Raw genomic sequence first — 16,950 nt, 5'->3', positions numbered from 1 at the left:
AGTAGCCTCGGTTCAGGCCAGATAACTACCGATGCTGACCATGTCGGCGAAAACGCCCGTCGCGGTCACTTCGGCACCGGCACCGGGGCCTTTGATCACCAGCGGCCGCTCCTTATACCGCTCCGTCGTGAACGAGATGATGTTGTCGGCACCGGACAGGAAGTAGAACGGGTGGTCGAGCCCGACCGGCCGCAGTTCGATCACCGCCTTGCCGTTTTCCAGGGAGGCCACATAGCGCAGTTTTTCGTTGCGGTTTTCGGCCGTACCCAGCAGGTTCTCAAAAAAATCGTTATTGCGCTCCAGTTCTTCGAAAAAAGCCGGGATGGTCGGCGCCTGCATGCAGCTTTCGGGCAGCAGGGGCCGGATCGTCACATCGGACGGCTCCAGAGGAAAACCGGCTTCGCGGGCCAGAATCAGAATTTTCCGGGCCACGTCCATGCCGCTCAGGTCTTCGCGGGGGTCGGGTTCGGTAAAGCCTTTTTCCTTGGCCTCCCGCACCACCGACGCAAACGAGACGCCGGGCTGGAAGGTGTTGAAGATGTAGGAGAGCGTGCCGGAGAGGATGGCCTCGATCTTCAGGAACCGGTCCCCGGAGGTCATCAGGCCCTGCAGGGTGTTGATTACCGGCAGGCCGGCGCCCACGTTGGTCTCATACAGGAATTTTACGCCCCGCCGGACGGCCGTCCGCTGGAGCCGGCGGTATTCCTCATACGGACCGGAGTTGGCGACCTTGTTCGGGGTTACGACCGACACGTTCGCATTCAGCAGCGGTTCGTAAAAAAGGGGAATATCCTTGTCGGCCGTGCAGTCGATAAAAACGCTGTTCGGCAGGTTGTAATACTTGATCTGCTCCACAAAGGCGGACACGGACGTGGTGACGCCCTCGGTCAGCACCCGTTCCTGCCATTTGTCGAGATCGATGCCCTTCGGGTCGAGCAGCATCTTTTTGGTATTGGCGACCCCGACCAGACAAACCCGCAGCAGCTTTTCGTTCCGGAGAAATTCATACTGCGACTGAATCTGCTGCAACAGCGTCCGGCCGATCAGGCCCGTACCGACCAGATACAGGTTCAGGATGCGGGCTTCCGACTGGAAAAAGACGTTATGAATCGCGTTGAGCGCCTTCGAGAGGTTGTTCCGGTTGATCACCACCGAAATGTTGATCTCCGAGGAACCCTGGGCCACCGCCACGATGTTGACCCCGTTTTTGCCGAGTACCGAAAACAGCTTTCCGGCAATCCCGGAGCTTTTCTTCATGCCCTCGCCCACGATGGCGATGATCGACAGGTCGCGTTCGATGCTGATGTTGTCAATGTGGGCGTGTTCGATTTCCGAAGCGAACTCGGCTTCCAGAATATCCCGGACATGGTCGGCGTTGCGGGGGTCGATGGCGAAACAGATGGAATGTTCGGACGAAGCCTGCGAGATCAGGATGACGCTGATTTTATAGTGCGCCAGCGTGCTGAACAGCTTGGCCGACACCCCGGCCACCCCGATCATCCCGCTGCCCTGGACGTTCACCAGAACGATGTCGTCGATGGACGAAATACCGGTGATCGTGTAGTCGCGCCGGTCGGCGGTGCGGCTGATGACGGTGCCCTCGTGGTCCGGGTTGAAGGTATTCAGGATCCGGAGGGGGATGTTCTTCGCAAAGGCCGGCTGGAGGCTCGGCGGGTAGATCACCTTGGCACCGAAGTGGCTGAGTTCCATTGCTTCGGCATAGGTGATCGTCGGGATGTTGAAGGCGTTCGGCACCTTGCGGGGGTCGGCGGTCATCATGCCGTCGACGTCCGTCCAGATGTCGATGACGCCGGCGTTGAGGGCCGCGCCCAGAATCGAGGCCGTATAGTCCGAACCGCCCCGTCCGAGGGTCGTGGTCTCGTTTTTAGGCGTCGATCCGATGAAGCCCGTCACGATGGGGAGGTCGGTGCCGATCGCGGAAAAATAATCCTGAATCAACGAATTGGTCGTCGGATAGTCGACCTCGGCCATGCTGAACTGGGCATCGGTTTTGATGAGTCCGCGGGCGTCGCAGAACCGGGCCGGAATGCCCCGGCTTTTCAGGCATTCGCTGACGACCAGGCAGGACATCCGTTCGCCGAAGCTCATGATCAGGTCCATCGTCCGGACGGAAAGCTCCCGGATCAGGGACACCCCCCGCAGCAGGTCTTCCAGTTCGTTGACCGTTCCCCGGACCGTGGCAAACACCTTGCTCTGCTCTTTGACCGGAATCAGCCCCTTGATGACGTTGAAATGCCGGTCTTCGATCCGCCGGACCAGTTCGAGGTAATCGGTATTGCCCTCGGCCGCCATCTGGCCGATCTCGATCAGCTGATTGGTGACTCCCCCCATGGCCGACAGCACGACCGCCCCGAGGGTGTCGCCGTTCTGCCGGTGGTTTTCGATAATGCGGATGACTTGCCTGATGCTTTCTACTGACCCTACGGACGTTCCGCCGAACTTCAAAACATTCATACAGTGGGAATTCTGATTTCACTCGGACAAAACAAAGAAGTTTTGTCAATCAACTATTTCTGTCGTTGTTGGATGAAGGGTGAGGAACCGCAAATATAGGGAAAATGCAGGCGGGGTGGAGGAATGATTTTTATTTTATAAATTTAATAAGCCGATTCATTGCCGTTCCACCCGCCGGGCCGAACAAATACGCTGAACCTGCTGTTTTCCCAACAACTGACCACCAGTCACGGACCGCCATCGTATGAAAGGATTTGAATTTTCCGAATATATCCCGCCCGAGCAGAAAGAGGGCGGAAAATTTGATCAGCTGCTGAATATCTTCCAGCAATTGCTGCTGATGACGTCCGGCAATGTCGAGCAGGCGCTGGCCTACCTCAATGAACTCGACCGGCGCTACGGCCTCACCGACGACAAGTACGGCATCGGCAATTTTGTCGATGAGATGAAAGAAAAGGGCTATCTGACCGAGCAGAACGAAGAGGGAACGCTCGCGATGACGGCCAAAAGTGAACAGACCATCCGGCGGTCGGCCCTGGAGGAGATATTCGGAAAACTGAAGCGGTCCAAATCCGGCGGGAATCACCACACGCCGTATTCAGGCGCCGGAGACGAACTCTCCAGCGACCTGCGCGATTTCCAGTTCGGCGACACCCTCGAACAGATTTCGATGACCGAGTCGATCCGTAACGCCCAGATCAACAGCGGAGTAGAGGAGTTTACGCTCATGGAGCGCGATCTGGAGGTGGTCGAAAAGGAACAGAAAACCCAGACCTCCACGGTGCTGATGATCGACGTCAGCCACTCCATGATCTTGTACGGAGAAGACCGCATTACGCCCGCCAAAAAGGTGGCGATGGCCCTGGTCGAACTCGTCAAGCAGAAATACCCGAAAGATACCCTCGACATCATCGTATTCGGAAACGACGCCTGGCAGATTCAGGTGAAGGACCTGCCGTATCTGGAGGTCGGGCCGTACCATACCAATACCGTGGCCGGGCTGGAACTGGCGATGGACCTGCTGCGCCGTCGGAAGAACAAGAACAAGCAGATTTTCATGATCACCGACGGAAAGCCGACCTGTCTGAAAGAAGGCATCCGGTATTACAAAAACAGCTTCGGGCTGGATCGGAAAATCGTCTCCAAAACGCTGACGCTGGCGGCCCAGTGCCGTCGTCTCGACATTCCCATTACGACCTTCATGATCGCCACCGACCCCTACCTGAAGCAGTTCGTGCACGAGTTTACCAAGGTGAACAACGGGCGGGCCTATTACAGCAGCCTGCAGGGGCTGGGCAATATGATGTTCGAGGACTTCCAGCGCAACCGCCGGAAGAATATTAAATAACTACTACCATTACCTACGCAAGTAATTCATTTCATGAGCTATTCATCCCTGAAGAGTAAGGAGTTGCTGAAAATCAAAACCCTCGGCGAACTGAAAGCCGCCGGGTACCGCCCCCGGACCATCAAACAGGAGCTTCGCGAAAACCTGATCGAAAAGATCCGGGAGAAGGAAGTGGTGTTTCCGGGTATCTGGGGGTATGAAGATACCGTCATTCCGGACGTGGAACGGGCCATCCTTTCCATGCACCACATAAACCTGCTGGGTCTGCGCGGGCAGGCCAAAACCCGGATTGCCCGCCTGATGATCAACCTGCTGGACGAATACATTCCGGTCGTGGCCGGGTCCGAACTGAACGACGACCCCATGCAGCCGCTGTCGCGCTACGCCCATGACCAGATCGCCGAAAAGGGCGACGACACGCCCGTCGCCTGGATGCACCGCGACGACCGCTATACCGAAAAACTGGCCACCCCTGACGTCTCGGTGGCCGACCTCATCGGCGACGTGGACCCCATCAAGGCCGCCACGCTGAAACTGCCCTATTCCGACGAACGGACCATTCACTTCGGCCTGATTCCGCGGTCGCACCGGTGTATTTTCGTCATCAACGAACTGCCGGATTTACAGGCCCGGATTCAGGTGTCGCTGTTCAACATCCTGCAGGAAGGCGACATTCAGATCCGGGGCTTCAAGCTCCGCCTGCCGCTCGACATCCAGTTCGTATTTACGGCCAACCCGGAAGATTATACGAACCGGGGCAGCATCGTGACCCCGCTGAAAGACCGGATCGACAGCCAGATCGTGACGCACTATCCGAAGTCGCTCGAAATCGGCAAGAAGATCACCCAGCAAGAGGCCATCATCAAGACCGAACAGAAAGGACTGGTGAAGACCAACGACCTCATCGCCGACCTCATCGAACAGGTGGCCCTTGAAGCCCGCGAGAGTGAATATGTCGATTCCAAGAGCGGGGTGTCGGCCCGTCTGACCATCTCGGCCTACGAAAACCTGCTGTCCGCGGCCGAACGCCGGGCGCTCCTGAATGCCGAGCGCGAAACCTACGTGCGCATCACGGACCTCTACGGGGTCGTGCCGGCCATCTGCGGAAAGGTGGAGCTGGTCTATGAAGGCGAAGTGGAAGGGCCGGTCATCGTGGCGCAGAACCTGATCGGGAAAGCCATCCGGACTCAGTTTCTCAACTACTTCCCCAACCCGGAGAAGGCCAAGAAGCAGAAAGGCGGAAACCCTTATAAAAAAGTGACGGACTGGTTCGGCGACGGCAACATCATGGAATTCCTGAACGACCTGCCGACCCGGGAATACGAAAATCGCCTGCGGTCCATCGACGGCCTGGATGATCTGGTCGATTCACTGCACCCGAGACTAAGCCGCCAGGAGAAACTCTTCATGATGGAATTCGCCCTGCACGGCCTGGCCGAACATTCGCTCGTCGGTAAAAAAGCCCTGGATACCGGCCAGCAGTTCAAGGACCTGCTCGGCAGCATGTTCAGCCCCGGCAACCGCTTCGGGGAGGAAGACGATGACGACGAGGATCGTTTCTGATTCTCCGCATCCTCAACTTTCGGGAGGCCCCTTCAAAGTTCGTTATTCCGTATTCATCATTCATTTTTCGATTTTTCCGACTGTGGAGAATGTCGAAGATCGGATGATGAATACGGAATAACGAATTTTTCGTTTTTGGCGGATGGCGTGTTGAAATAGTGAATATCGAATAATGAATATGGAATAATGAATGTTGAAGGGCCTTCTTTATGGAATAATACGGGAAACTACCCGATCCAAATCACGTAGTTTCGCGCTTGGGCCGGATGCTGCCGCGCTCTAATTTTGCGGCAACAGTAAAACAACAAATACTAATTGGAACAAGCGATGAAATCTACCTTTTTCACCCTCTGTCTGGTGGCCGCCGGGCTGACCGTTCAGGCTCAGACCACGAAACCGAAAACCGCCCCGGCCAAACCGGCTACCACTACCGCCAAAACTACCGCAACCACAACGGCCGCCAAACCGAAACCGGCGACGACCGCGGCCAAAAAGCCCGTCACGGCGGCCAAAAAACCGGTTGCGAAACCGACCGTAGCGGCCGCCACTCCGGCCCCAACACCGGCGGCTGCTCCCGCTACCGAAACCGTCGTAGCCCAGCAGACCACGACCCCGGCCGCTGAAGCCCCCACGACCTCCGCGACGACCACCACCAAACCGGCGGCCGGCAAAAAGAACGCGACGGCCCGGGCCGAGAAACCGGCACGTCCCGAGAAACCGACTCGTCCGGCAGCCTCCGGCTCGGCATCCGGCAAGGGCCTTTCCGTCGGTCTGCGGGGCGGTGCCAACCTGATCCTGAATGAGTCGGTCGCCAGCTTTGAAGAAGTTGATCTGAAGGAAGAAACGGTCCCCGGTTTCACGGCGGGCGTTATTGTGAACTACGGTTTCAGCTCGGTCTTCTCGGTTCAGCCGGAGATTCTGTATACGCGCCGGACGGTCAAATATGCGGCCAGTGTGCAGGGCGAAAAGTTTGAATTGCAGATGGATGCCAACGCGGTGGAAGTGCCGCTGCTGCTGAAGCTGTCGTTCGGGCGGAAAGCCAGGGTTTTCGTCAACGCCGGGCCGTATATCAGCTACGGGCTGAACGGGCAGCTGAAGATGAAGTATGCCGGGGAGAGCCAGACCGAAAAGGATGATTATAAGAACGTCGACGGGCGGCTGGAATACGGCGCCACGGGCGGAATCGGAGCTTCCCTGCCCCTCGGACCCGGCTCCCTGCTGATCGAAGGCCGGTTTAACTACGGTCTGGGAACGAACGCAGAGAAAACGCCGGCCGATTACGTCAATCCGATGATCGGAACGGTCTCGGTGGGCTACATCATTCCCCTGGGAAAATAAGATAGATCCATATGAAAAAAGGGGATGAGATCGCTCTCATCCCCTTTTTTCATTCAACGATCACCGCCGTCCCGTTGGCGCTGACCATCAGCAGACCGCCGTTTCCTCCGATGGTCTGGTAGTCGAGATCCACGCCGATGATGGCATTGGCCCCCAGACGCATGGCCTGTTCGGTCATTTCCTTGAGCGCAATACTTTTCGCTTCCCGCAGGGCCTGTTCATACGCGGCCGACCGCCCGCCCACTACGTCGCGCACGGTAGCGAAGAAGTCCTTGATCAGATTGGAGCCGATGATGGCTTCTCCGTTGGCGAGGCCAATGTACTGTACGATCTGTTTGCCTTCAATGTTGGGGGTAGTCGTTATCAGCATAGGAGATGTCTGGGTACCTCAGTTTTCGTTTGATTTGAATACTTCAAAATTATATTTCGGCAGCATGGAGAAAAAACAGAGTTACATGGACTTTCTCAGGGCTACACGGAGTAAATGTTTTCCGATACGAGCGGCAAGTTAAGGGAAAGGAAGTTACCGTTTGCTCAAACCGCCGACCGTTCGCTCAAGGACCTTGCATTAATTAATTACCCCCTGATCATCTTTGCAGTCGAAATCAAAAAAAAACCTCTTCAATCTGTAAACAACAATGAAAACAAAATCAGTACTGATGAACGTAGTGCAATTCCGTTTTAGCTGGACCCTGGTGATGCTGATGGCTCTGTCGGTATGGTTTACCGGCTGTAAGAAAGACAGCGACGGCGACGGCGATCCGGATGTTAAACCCAGCGCCATTGAAGGAAGCTGGAAAATTTCAGGCATGAAAACCAGCACGCCGATCGACCTCGGCAACGGGACCAAAACCAGCGACCTGTTTGTCCTGTTCCAGGCCATTCCGGGCGGTGAAGGGACCAAAATGATTGCCTGTCTGACCGACATCAAAATTATCTTCAACGGCAACGGTACCGTCACCGGGGTCGATTCTCCAAAATGCCAATCGGCGGATGTCGATGATTACAACCCGGCCGGAAACAACTCCAAATGGAAAGTCGAAGGCAACAAGGTAACGATCACCGACGGCGACGGCACCTCGACGGTGTATGATGCCGAATTCTCCGGAAGCACCATGAAATGGTCTTCTCCGATGGACGACATCGACGGCGACGGCAAAGACGATACGATCACGATCGAATTCAAGAAGGCTTAATCTCCTGTCTCCACCATAGCAAAGCCCGCCCATCCGGCGGGCTTTCCGTTTTTTGGGAATGTGCCTTATAACCAGTCGCTCAGCGTCCGGATGTATTTCTCCAGGTAGGTGTCGGCCTCGCGGCTTTTATATTGAAGGATATACCGGGGATGGTCCAGCGTTTCGATCCGGTCGAAGAAGCCCTGCTGGTCGTTCAGCCGTTTGAGATAGGTTTCGTTTTTGCGGCCGAGACAGACGGCCACCCGGCGGTCGCTGCCGAAGTCGAGCTGCCGGCGGACAGTTTCGGTGATGGTGGGCCAGAGAGCTTCGGTCGTGGCCCGGTCGTCGTAGAAGTTGTAGTTTTTGCCGTCTTTCACCAGCGCCAGCGGGAACAGGGAGGTCAGAAAAAACCGTCCGTAAAACGCCTTCGCCCCACCCAGAGCCTCGATCATCCGGTAAATGAACCGGCTCGACAGTTCCGGGGTAGGCGGCAGGTCGTTGTCGATGCCGCAATACCGCTTCAGGTTCTGGGGGGTAGTGAACGAAATGCCGGTCACGCCCGCCCCGAACCGGCCGGGATTGATGCCCAGCACGAACACCCGGGGCCGGTCGTCGTGGAAGTAGGTTCCGAAAAACTGCCGGACGATGGTCTGTACCTCCGGCTGCCGGTACGGATTCATTACCCCGACCCCCGGCGGCAGACGGGCCGGTTCGCTCAGATGGACGTAATAGTCGATGGCCTGCTCCGCGAAGGTTTTCATCTTATTGGAACTGTTTGAAACACAGGGCGGCCAGCTCACCGATGATCCGTTCCGCATCGCCGGTGTTGGTTCCCTGGACGAAGGCCGTGAACAGAAACGGCCTGGGAGCGAAGACGATCCCGGCATCCCCCCGGACGTAGGCAAGACCGCCGGTCTTGTGGGCGATCACCGTCGAGCGGGGCAGGAACCGCCGGATGGTCAGGGTGTCTTCGTTGCGTTTCAGGATGTCGAGCATTTCGTCGCAGAGGGCCGGCGTGGCGACCTGACGGCGGTAGATTTTTTTCAGCAGCAGATTCATCTCCCGGCAGGAAACCCGGTTTTCCCGTCCCTGACGGGCCGCCAGCGTATCCATCATGACCCGGTTCAGGCGGCTTTGGGTCAGGCCCAGCTGCCGCATCCGGGCGTTGACGGCTTCCATACCGATTTCCGCGATCAGCAGGTTGGTGGCGGTATTGTCGCTGTGGGTCATCATCAGGGTCATGACGTCACGGTAGGAGACCCGGGTGCGGTGGGGGTAGGTGGCCAGAATGCCCGAGCCTCCGGTTTTTTCGGAATCCAGCAGAATATGGTTTTCGTCGGGGTTGATGCGGCCGGCCTTCACCCACTCCATGGCCTCGATCAGAATCGGAATTTTGATGACGCTGGCCGAAGGAACCGCTTCGTCTGCCTGATGAAAATAGCCCACCGTGCTGTCGGACAGCGATTCCACCGCCAGACTGACCCGCACCGTCGGCGGCAGCTTTTGCAGGTATGCGTTCAGCGATTCGGTCAGCGGCTGGGCGGAGGCCAGCAGGGGCAGCAGCAGAAACATCAGAATCTTCATATGACCTCTTTCAGCTGGCGGACCAGTACCTCGTTGATGCGTACGTAACTTTCCTGCGTCCAGCCGGCCACGTGGGGCGTCAGGATGACCTGGTCCGAATGCCGAAGGTAATCGAAAGCCTCCTGCTGGTCGGGCGTCAGTTTGTTCAGTTTTTCGTTTTCCAGCACATCCAGGCCCGCCCCCAGCACCTTGCCGCTCTGAAGACCCCGGACCAGCGCCGGCAGCGACACGATTTCGCCCCGGGCGATATTGATCAGATAGAACGGCTTTCCGGCCCGGCCGATCCAGGCGTCGTCGACCATCAGGCGGGTTTCGTCGGTCAGGGGAATGTGGAGGCTAAGCACGTCGGCTTCCTCCATGATCTGTTCCGGCTCGGCTTCCTGTGCGTAGGCTCCGCCGTACTGCGTCAGGTATTTATCGTAGCACAGCACCCGGCAGCCGAAGCCGCTGAGCCGACGGGCGGTGGCGCGGCCGTTGTTTCCGTAGCCGATGATGCCCACGGTCATTCGGCCCAGTTCGCGGCCCCGGTTGCCTTCGCGGTCCCAAATACCCCGTCGCACCTCGCGGTCGGCTTTGGCGATATGAGCCAGCAGGGCGAGCAGCATCCCGACCGTGTGTTCGGCCACTGCGTCGCGGTTCCCTTCGCCCGCGTGAAACACCCGGATGCCCCGGCGTTCGGCGGCCTGGAGGTCGATCAGGTCGAGGCCGGCCCCGGCCCGCCCGATGAACCGCAGGCGGCCGGCTTTTTCCAGTATCTCCTCATCGACGGTGGTTTTACTCCGAATGATCAGGCCATCGTATCCGGCGATCTGCCCGACCAGATTCAGCCGGGAAATGTGGGGGTCATAATGGTAGGCGGCTCCTGCACCGTCGAGCATGGTAAACAGGGAGGGATGCATTTCATCGGCGATCAGGATTATAGGTCGGTTCTGTGACATCCGTCGGGTTTTATTAACTTGCGCAAAAAACCACGCCTTTGCGGGTTGTGGTCAGAGGGCGAAACTAACAAACTTAGATGGAACCGCGCCAATCAGAGAAGAAAAACGATCGTCAGCCGGAGTCGCCGGACCACCGGTTCGTTCTGGGAATAACGCTGGGCGATTACAACGGCATCGGACCGGAAGTGATCCTGAAAGCATTACAACACAACCGATTGCAGAAAATATGTACGCCGATCATTTACGGGTCGATGCGTATCCTGAATAAATACCGCGGCCTGCTTCAATTGAAGGACTGGAACCTCAACGGGATTCAGCACGCCGGGCAGGTCAACCACAAATTCACCAACGTCATCACCTGCTGGAACGATCAGAACAGCGACATCCAGCCGGGCAAAGTGACCCCCGAAGCCGGGCAGGCCGCCCTGGCCAGCCTGCAGCGGGCCACCGAAGACCTCAAAGCCGGCCATATCGACGCCGTCGTGACGGCCCCGATCAACAAGTACAACATCCAGACCGAAGAATTTAAATTTCCGGGACATACCGAGTTTTTCGCCGATGCCTTCGAGGTGAAGGAAAACCTGATGTTTCTGGTCAGCGACGCCCTCCGTGTGGGGGTCGTCACCGGTCATATTCCGCTGGGGCGGGTCCGTTCGAGCATCACGAAGGAAAAAGTGCTTCAGAAAATCCAGCTCATGCAGTACTCGCTGCGGAACGATTTCGGCATCCGCAAACCCCGCATCGCGGTGCTGGGTCTGAACCCGCACGCGGGCGAGGAGGGGCTGATCGGCACGGAAGAGCAGGAAGTACTGAAACCGCTGATTCAGGAACTGCGGAATAAGGGGCAGCTGGTTTACGGACCCCTTCCCGCCGACGGTTTCTTCGGTACGAAAGCCTACCGGAACTACGATGCCGTGCTGGCGATGTATCACGACCAGGGGCTGATTCCGTTCAAAACGATCGCCTTCGACGAGGGCGTGAACTTTACGGCCGGGATGCCCGTCGTCCGGACTTCCCCGGATCATGGCACCGCCTATGACATCGCCGGGAAAAACCAGGCCGACGAAACGTCCATGCTCCACGCCATCTTCCTGGCCTGCGATGTGGCACGGTACCGAAAAGAAATGGCTGAAATTGAGCAGGAATCGCTGAAGAAAGGACAACCCGTAGAAAAATAAACCGTAACCGGCCCTTATGCTAAAATCAATGACCGGATTCGGCAGCTCCACTCAGGAATCCAATGGCCTGACGGTCTCCGCCGAATTGAAAACCCTGAATTCAAAGTTTCTGGATATTTACTGCCGGATTCCAAGAACCTTTTCCGACAAGGAGGTCGAACTTCGTAACCTGCTGACCCAAAGGCTCGAACGGGGGAAAGTGGAACTCTCCCTGAACATCAACCGGACCACCGACCTGCGCCCCGGCGTATCGGTGAACCGGCCGCTCGTGGAAGCGTATCTGAACGACCTCCGGCAAACCGCCCACGGTATGCTGCTCGATGTGCCGGATGCGGACCTGTTCAAACTGGCCCTTCAGCAACCCAACGCCTTCAATACCGAAGCGGCCACGGTGGGCGAAACCAGCGAGAGCGATTGGGAAGTCGTGCACCAGACGGTGCTCGAAGCCATCCGGAAGTGCGACGAGTTCCGAACCCAGGAAGGCCGGGCCCTGGAAACGAAATTCGGCGAATACATCCAGTCCATCAGCGACCGCCTGGCCCAGATCGAGGAGCAGGACGTGAAGCGGATCCCGGCCGTTCGCGAGCGGGTCCGGAACATGGTGACCGAGCTGCTCATCAGCGACGAGTTCGACCAGAACCGCTTCGAACAGGAACTGATCTATTACATCGAGAAATTCGACATCTCCGAAGAAAAAGTCCGGCTGAAAAACCACCTGTCGTATTTTCTGGAAGTGCTGGCGACCGAGGAGGCCAACGGCAAGAAGCTCAACTTCATCGCCCAGGAAATCGGCCGCGAGATCAACACCATCGGCTCCAAAGCCAACGATGCCGCCATCCAGCGGCACGTCGTCCAGATGAAAGATGAACTGGAAAAGATCAAGGAGCAGACGATGAACGTGATTTAGGTTCATTACACCAGGCTTCCTTCTTCCTGCCCGCTTCGGAAAAACTGGCCGTTGCGGGTTTCGAGGAAGGCGTCGAAGGGGATGTCTTCCTGTTTGAGGAAGCCTTTCTGGGGCAGCAGGCCGTCGGCCACCAGCTCCACCACCGCGGCCACCGACCCGGCGGTGGTCCAGGAGATGGCCCGCCAGGGCCGGCCGTCGATCCGGCGGGGATGGTAGGCCCGAAAAAATTCCTCCCGCGCCAGTTCCCGGTCTTTCCAGCCTTCGACGACGGCATATACATACACCACGTCGTCCTGCACCGGCGGTTTGGCTGTCGTCAGGATTTCCTCCACCTGTTCGCGTCGCTCCTTCAGAATCAGTTCATACAGCAGAAACCGCATCAGGCGGGCGTGGCCGGGGTAGCGGATGGTTTTGTAATTGAGCGTATCGACCTTTCCTTCAAAGCTCTCGCACATCGTTCCGAGACCGCCCGACGTGCTGAACGCTTCAAATTCCTGCCCTTCAATGTTGATATGCTCGATGCCGTCCAGCGCCGGCACCATTTTGCGGGCGCCGTTCGAGATCACTTCACAGTCGTTCAGGTATTCGTTGATGACCCCGGCCGGCGACCAGGTGAAGGAGTAGCCCAGCAGACCGTTCGGGTAGCGGGGCAGGGCGCCCACCCGCAGTTCGATATCGCGAAGCCGCGTAAACCGTTTGGCGAGATCGGCGCCCACGATGCCGATCAGGCCGGGAGCCAGACCGCATTGGGGTGCCATGACGGCCTTTGCGGTCTTCGCCATCTTCCGGATGGCCGTCGTGGTCGGGACGTCCTCGGTCAGGTCGAAGTAGTGGAGGCCCAGCTTAAAAGCCGCTTCGGCAATCGGGAGGTTGAGGTTGTAGGGGAGGCAGGAAACGACGGCGTCGAAGGCTCCGAGCGTTTCGGTGAGGGTCTTTTCGTCGGTGACGTTCCCCTGAATGACCGGGAACGGAAGCTCCAGGGCGGGTTTGTGCCGGTCGAAACCGGTGACGCTGAACCGCTTGCCGAGCAGAATGCCGACCAGCGAGCCGACTTTTCCCAACCCGACGACAAGTACGTTTTTCATAGACGACAGCAGGGGTGATGAAGTTGATGCACCGTATAAGAGGAAGGAATCCCCGGGCGCGAAATGGTCCCTAAGTTTAACGGAAAATTCTTTGCCCCTTCGCGTTCACGTATGAAATTTAACAAATGAAGTTACCCCTCGATTTTTACGAACGACACGATACGCTTACCCTGGCGCAGCTCCTGCTGGGCTGTGAACTGGTGCATGAACACGAAGATGGAACGACGGCCGGCATCATCGTCGAAACGGAAGCCTACCTGACCGGCGACCCCGCCTGCCACGCCTATGTCCGGAAAACCAACCGCAACGCCCCCATGTTCGGCCCGGCCGGGACGCTGTACGTTTACCTCATTTACGGAGTATACTATTGTATGAATGTAGTTACCGGGCCGGAGGGGGTAGGGGAGGCCGTCCTGATCCGGGCGCTCCAGCCGACTGAGGGGCTCGACCTCATGGGGCTGCGTCGCAACCTCGACCCCGGCACGCGGGCGGGCCTGCGCGGCCTGTGCAGCGGCCCCGGAAAACTCGTGATTGCCATGGGCATCAGTCGGGACCACAATTTCGAATACCTGGCCGGATCCGACGCCCAGGCCGGGCGGGTGCATATCCGCGGCCCGGTGCTGCCTGATTTCGAGATGGTAACCACCACCCGGATCGGCATCACCCAGGGCGCCGACCTGCCGTACCGGTTTTACGTGAAAAACAATCCGTATGTGAGCCGGAAATAAAAAAAGCACAGACCCGAAGGTCTGTGCCGGTGGCTGTATTCATTCCAGATCATTTGTCCTTATCGCCTTTTTCCTGCTGAGTTGAACTGGTAACGATCTCAGGATCAAGTGCCGAATCGTTTGAGACCGCTTCGGTTTCCGGTTCCTCCTCAGGATAGAAGTCTTCAGGGTTTTCTTGTGTCATCGTAGCCATATAACCGGTTGTCGGGCCGGATGGTTTTGGTGAACGGTTGATTTTAGTAAACGGCCGCTAATGGGTCACTTCCTGCGGGTAGAGTCTTTGGCCAGTTCCTTGTAGTCCTGGCGGGCCGAGTCCAGTTCCGCCTGTTCATCCTTCACATCGGCGGAGTCGCCCTCTTCCTGGGCTTCAACGACATCCTTGTATTCGTCCTGAACATCGTCGGCTTTACGGTCCGTCTTCGAACTGCAGCCTGCCGTAAAGGAACCTGCCATCATCGTCAGGGCGAGTCCCAGAATCCATTGTTTCGTTTTCATACGTTGAGCGTGTTGATTACGGAATCAACCCGTAAACGTCGGTTTTGTTCGGAAACGGGTTCTTCCGGACGGCCCGACCGCTCCCGGTCGTCAGGGATTGGGCAGGGTCTGAACTTCGATGGTCGAGGTACCGTATACCCGGTGGGTGGCTTTCTGAAAATCCGATGCTTCCGCTTTGAAGATGTTCTCGACGTACTTCTGCGGGTTGCGGTCGATGAGCGGGAACCAGGTACTCTGGACCTGAATCATCACCCGGTGGCCTTTTTTAAAGGTGTGCAGCACATCCTGCAGCCGGAAATTAACCTGAGTCTGGCTGCCGGGCCGGAAGGGTTCGGGGTTTGAAAACGACTTGCGGAAGCGTCCGCGCATCGCTTCCGAGCGCACCATCTGCTGGTAGTTGCCGAGGGTAATGTTCTTGTTGGGCAGATACGGATGGTCCGGTTCGTCGGGCGGGTAGACGTCGATCAGCTTCACGACCCAGTCCGCATCCGTCCCGGTGGTGCTGACCATTAGCCGGGCGGTAATTTCCCCGCCCAGTGTCAGGTCTTGCGTCAGCGGCTCCGTCTGAAAGACCAGCACGTCGGGGCGCCGGGCCGCAAACCGCTGATCCTCCGACATATAGTTGAAGGGCGTGAAACCCGTCGTGGTCGTAACGTCCTCTGTGTAGGGTACCGGTTTCAGGGGGTCACTGACGAACTCGGAGAAGCCGGTTTCGGGGGTCTCCCGCACCGTCTGGTCCGACCGGATCAGTTTTCCCCCGGGTTGCAGGGTCAACCGCAGGGGCTGGGCTTCTTTTGCCGGCCACTTTTCAAAGGTTTTCCATTCCTTGCGGCCGGTATCGAACAGGTAGGCTTCCGGCAAGCCGGTTTTGCCGTCGCCGGGGCCTTTCAGGAAATGGTTGAAAAACCGGGCTTCGATGTTGCGCTGGTAAAACGTGGCGATGCTGTCGCCGAAATATACGTTGCTGTGGAGGGTATGCCCGGTTTCCACCGACCACCGCCCGTGTCCGAACGGCCCCATGACCAGCGTGTTATAGGTGCCGGGGTTGTTTTTTTCGAGCGTTTTGTAAATGGTCAGCGGGCCGTAGAGGTCCTCGGCGTCAAACCAGCCCCCAACCGTCATGATGGCGTGTCGGACCCCGTTCAGGTGCGGAACGATGCTGCGTTTCTGCCAGAACTGGTCATAATTGGGATGATTGACGGTTTCCTGCCAGAAGAAATTGTCCTTGTAATACCGGTCGGCATTCTTCAGCGGCCCGAGGTCATAATGCCACTGAAAGCCGTCTTTCGTCCCGGTCTGGATCATGGCCGGCATGAACCAGGCGTCCGTCGTCGGTTTGGGGTGCTGGATACCGAACACCGGATAGGTGAAAAGATACGCCTGAATGAACGCGCCGTTGTGGTGGAAGTCGTCGAAATAGAAGTCCGCGACCGGCGCCTGGGGGGAGGAGGCCTTCAGGGCCGGATGGGCGTCGAGGGCACCCGCGATCGTGTAGAAACCCGGATAGGAGATACCCCACTGTCCGACCCGGCCGTTATGAAACTTCACATTCTTCAGGAGCCAGTCGATGGTATCGTAAGTGTCGGAGCTTTCGTCGGGAGAGCCGGCCGGGGTCGTAGCAACCGCACTTTTCTTGTTCAGCGCGGCCGAAGGGCCCGGATCGGGGAGATTGGGTGTCATGTTCGTCCAAGTGCCTTCCGACAGATACCGGCCCCGCACGTCCTGATAAACGAAGATGTATTTCTCCCGCATCAGGGTTTCCGACGGCCCTACCTTCGCCGGATACTGATCCGGGCCGTAGGGCGCCACGCTGTAGCACGTCCGCTGCATCAGCAGCGGATAGGTCCGGCTTTCGGACGCATCTTTCGGTACGTATACCGCCGTATGAAGCTTCGTGCCGTCCCGCATCGGGATTTTATACTCATACTTCTGATAGGTCTGCCGGACGAAGTCCCCCGATGAGCCGGATCCCTGTGCCAGATCAAGGAAGGGCCACAGGACATTTAAAAGAGTAAAAAGGCTTTTTTTCATAAGGGAAGGCGATTTGACGAAACTTAGCAAAATTTTTTAAGAAATAGTTTGGACTGATGACGACAGACTCTACTTTTGCAATGTAGAATTAGTCTAAATAAATAA

The 16,950-nt window shown here is 57.4% G+C and carries 16 protein-coding genes; 7 read left to right on the top strand and 9 right to left on the bottom strand.

Features of this window, described 5'->3' with window-relative positions; translation table 11 throughout:
• Window positions 1-12: 12 nt before the first annotated feature.
• Window positions 13-2,475 carry a bifunctional aspartate kinase/homoserine dehydrogenase I gene (gene thrA / locus DX909_RS07220; protein WP_128544476.1) on the bottom strand — a complete coding sequence of 821 codons (2,463 nt, stop codon included), beginning with the start codon at window positions 2,473-2,475 and terminating at the stop codon, window positions 13-15.
• 244 nt (window positions 2,476-2,719) lie between these two features.
• Between thrA and DX909_RS07215 the strand changes: the two genes are divergently transcribed.
• The 3 genes from DX909_RS07215 (at window position 2,720) to DX909_RS07205 (ending at window position 6,724) form a co-directional block, all read left to right on the top strand.
• The gene (locus DX909_RS07215; protein ID WP_128544475.1) at window positions 2,720-3,823 is read left to right on the top strand and encodes a vWA domain-containing protein; all 1,104 of its coding nucleotides are present in this window, start codon (window positions 2,720-2,722) and stop codon (window positions 3,821-3,823) included.
• 33 nt (window positions 3,824-3,856) lie between these two features.
• Complete coding sequence (locus DX909_RS07210) at window positions 3,857-5,386, top strand: P-loop NTPase family protein (protein ID WP_128544474.1); 1,530 nt, start codon at window positions 3,857-3,859, stop codon at window positions 5,384-5,386.
• 327 nt (window positions 5,387-5,713) lie between these two features.
• Window positions 5,714-6,724: a porin family protein gene (locus DX909_RS07205; protein ID WP_128544473.1), complete on the top strand. Its 1,011-nt coding sequence runs from the start codon at window positions 5,714-5,716 to the stop codon at window positions 6,722-6,724.
• A gap of 49 nt (window positions 6,725-6,773) precedes the next feature.
• Here the strand turns inward: DX909_RS07205 and DX909_RS07200 are convergent, their stop codons facing one another.
• Entirely contained in the window at window positions 6,774-7,094 is a 321-nt protein-coding gene (locus tag DX909_RS07200; protein ID WP_128544472.1) for a heavy metal-binding domain-containing protein, read from the bottom strand.
• Window positions 7,095-7,362: 268 nt separating this feature from the next.
• Here DX909_RS07200 and DX909_RS07195 point away from each other — a divergent pair, with 268 nt between their 5' ends.
• Entirely contained in the window at window positions 7,363-7,920 is a 558-nt protein-coding gene (locus DX909_RS07195; RefSeq protein ID WP_229310979.1) for a lipocalin-like domain-containing protein, read from the top strand.
• Between the two features lie 65 nt (window positions 7,921-7,985).
• On the opposite strand, the gene DX909_RS07190 is transcribed toward DX909_RS07195, so the two are convergent.
• Genes DX909_RS07190 through DX909_RS07180 form a run of 3 tightly spaced genes read right to left on the bottom strand, consistent with a single transcriptional unit; the run spans window position 7,986 to window position 10,421 of the window.
• A complete protein-coding gene (locus tag DX909_RS07190; protein ID WP_128544470.1) occupies window positions 7,986-8,660 on the bottom strand; it encodes a uracil-DNA glycosylase family protein in 675 nt (224 codons plus the stop codon).
• 1 nt (window position 8,661) lies between these two features.
• The gene (locus tag DX909_RS07185; RefSeq protein WP_229310978.1) at window positions 8,662-9,483 is read right to left on the bottom strand and encodes a serine hydrolase; all 822 of its coding nucleotides are present in this window, start codon (window positions 9,481-9,483) and stop codon (window positions 8,662-8,664) included.
• Entirely contained in the window at window positions 9,480-10,421 is a 942-nt protein-coding gene (locus DX909_RS07180; RefSeq protein ID WP_128544469.1) for an NAD(P)-dependent oxidoreductase, read from the bottom strand. Before DX909_RS07180 ends, DX909_RS07185 begins: the two co-directional genes overlap by 4 nt.
• Before the next feature lie 77 nt (window positions 10,422-10,498).
• Here DX909_RS07180 and pdxA point away from each other — a divergent pair, with 77 nt between their 5' ends.
• Window positions 10,499-11,599 carry a 4-hydroxythreonine-4-phosphate dehydrogenase PdxA gene (gene pdxA, locus DX909_RS07175; protein ID WP_128544468.1) on the top strand — a complete coding sequence of 367 codons (1,101 nt, stop codon included), beginning with the start codon at window positions 10,499-10,501 and terminating at the stop codon, window positions 11,597-11,599.
• A gap of 16 nt (window positions 11,600-11,615) precedes the next feature.
• Window positions 11,616-12,506, top strand: a complete 891-nt coding sequence (locus tag DX909_RS07170) for a YicC/YloC family endoribonuclease (RefSeq protein WP_128544467.1) — start codon at window positions 11,616-11,618, stop codon at window positions 12,504-12,506.
• Between the two features lie 5 nt (window positions 12,507-12,511).
• On the opposite strand, the gene DX909_RS07165 is transcribed toward DX909_RS07170, so the two are convergent.
• Entirely contained in the window at window positions 12,512-13,591 is a 1,080-nt protein-coding gene (locus DX909_RS07165; RefSeq protein ID WP_128544466.1) for a saccharopine dehydrogenase family protein, read from the bottom strand.
• Between the two features lie 125 nt (window positions 13,592-13,716).
• Here DX909_RS07165 and DX909_RS07160 point away from each other — a divergent pair, with 125 nt between their 5' ends.
• Window positions 13,717-14,319 carry a DNA-3-methyladenine glycosylase gene (locus DX909_RS07160; protein ID WP_128544465.1) on the top strand — a complete coding sequence of 201 codons (603 nt, stop codon included), beginning with the start codon at window positions 13,717-13,719 and terminating at the stop codon, window positions 14,317-14,319.
• A 49-nt stretch (window positions 14,320-14,368) separates the two neighbouring features.
• Here the strand turns inward: DX909_RS07160 and DX909_RS29985 are convergent, their stop codons facing one another.
• From DX909_RS29985 to DX909_RS07150, 3 genes are all read right to left on the bottom strand, one after another.
• On the bottom strand, window positions 14,369-14,503 hold the full coding sequence (locus DX909_RS29985) for a hypothetical protein (protein ID WP_262707505.1): 135 nt from the start codon (window positions 14,501-14,503) through the stop codon (window positions 14,369-14,371).
• 74 nt (window positions 14,504-14,577) lie between these two features.
• Window positions 14,578-14,814, bottom strand: coding sequence for a hypothetical protein (locus DX909_RS07155; protein WP_128544464.1), 237 nt, complete (start codon window positions 14,812-14,814; stop codon window positions 14,578-14,580).
• A gap of 90 nt (window positions 14,815-14,904) precedes the next feature.
• Complete coding sequence (locus DX909_RS07150) at window positions 14,905-16,845, bottom strand: CocE/NonD family hydrolase (RefSeq protein ID WP_128544463.1); 1,941 nt, start codon at window positions 16,843-16,845, stop codon at window positions 14,905-14,907.
• Window positions 16,846-16,950 lie beyond the last annotated feature (105 nt).

Origin of the sequence: Larkinella soli (assembly GCF_003703975.1) — a bacterium.
GTDB lineage: Bacteria > Bacteroidota > Bacteroidia > Cytophagales > Spirosomataceae > Larkinella > Larkinella soli.
The sequence above is the reverse complement of the archived record's forward strand: the minus strand, read 5'-3'. Positions and strand labels throughout refer to the sequence as shown.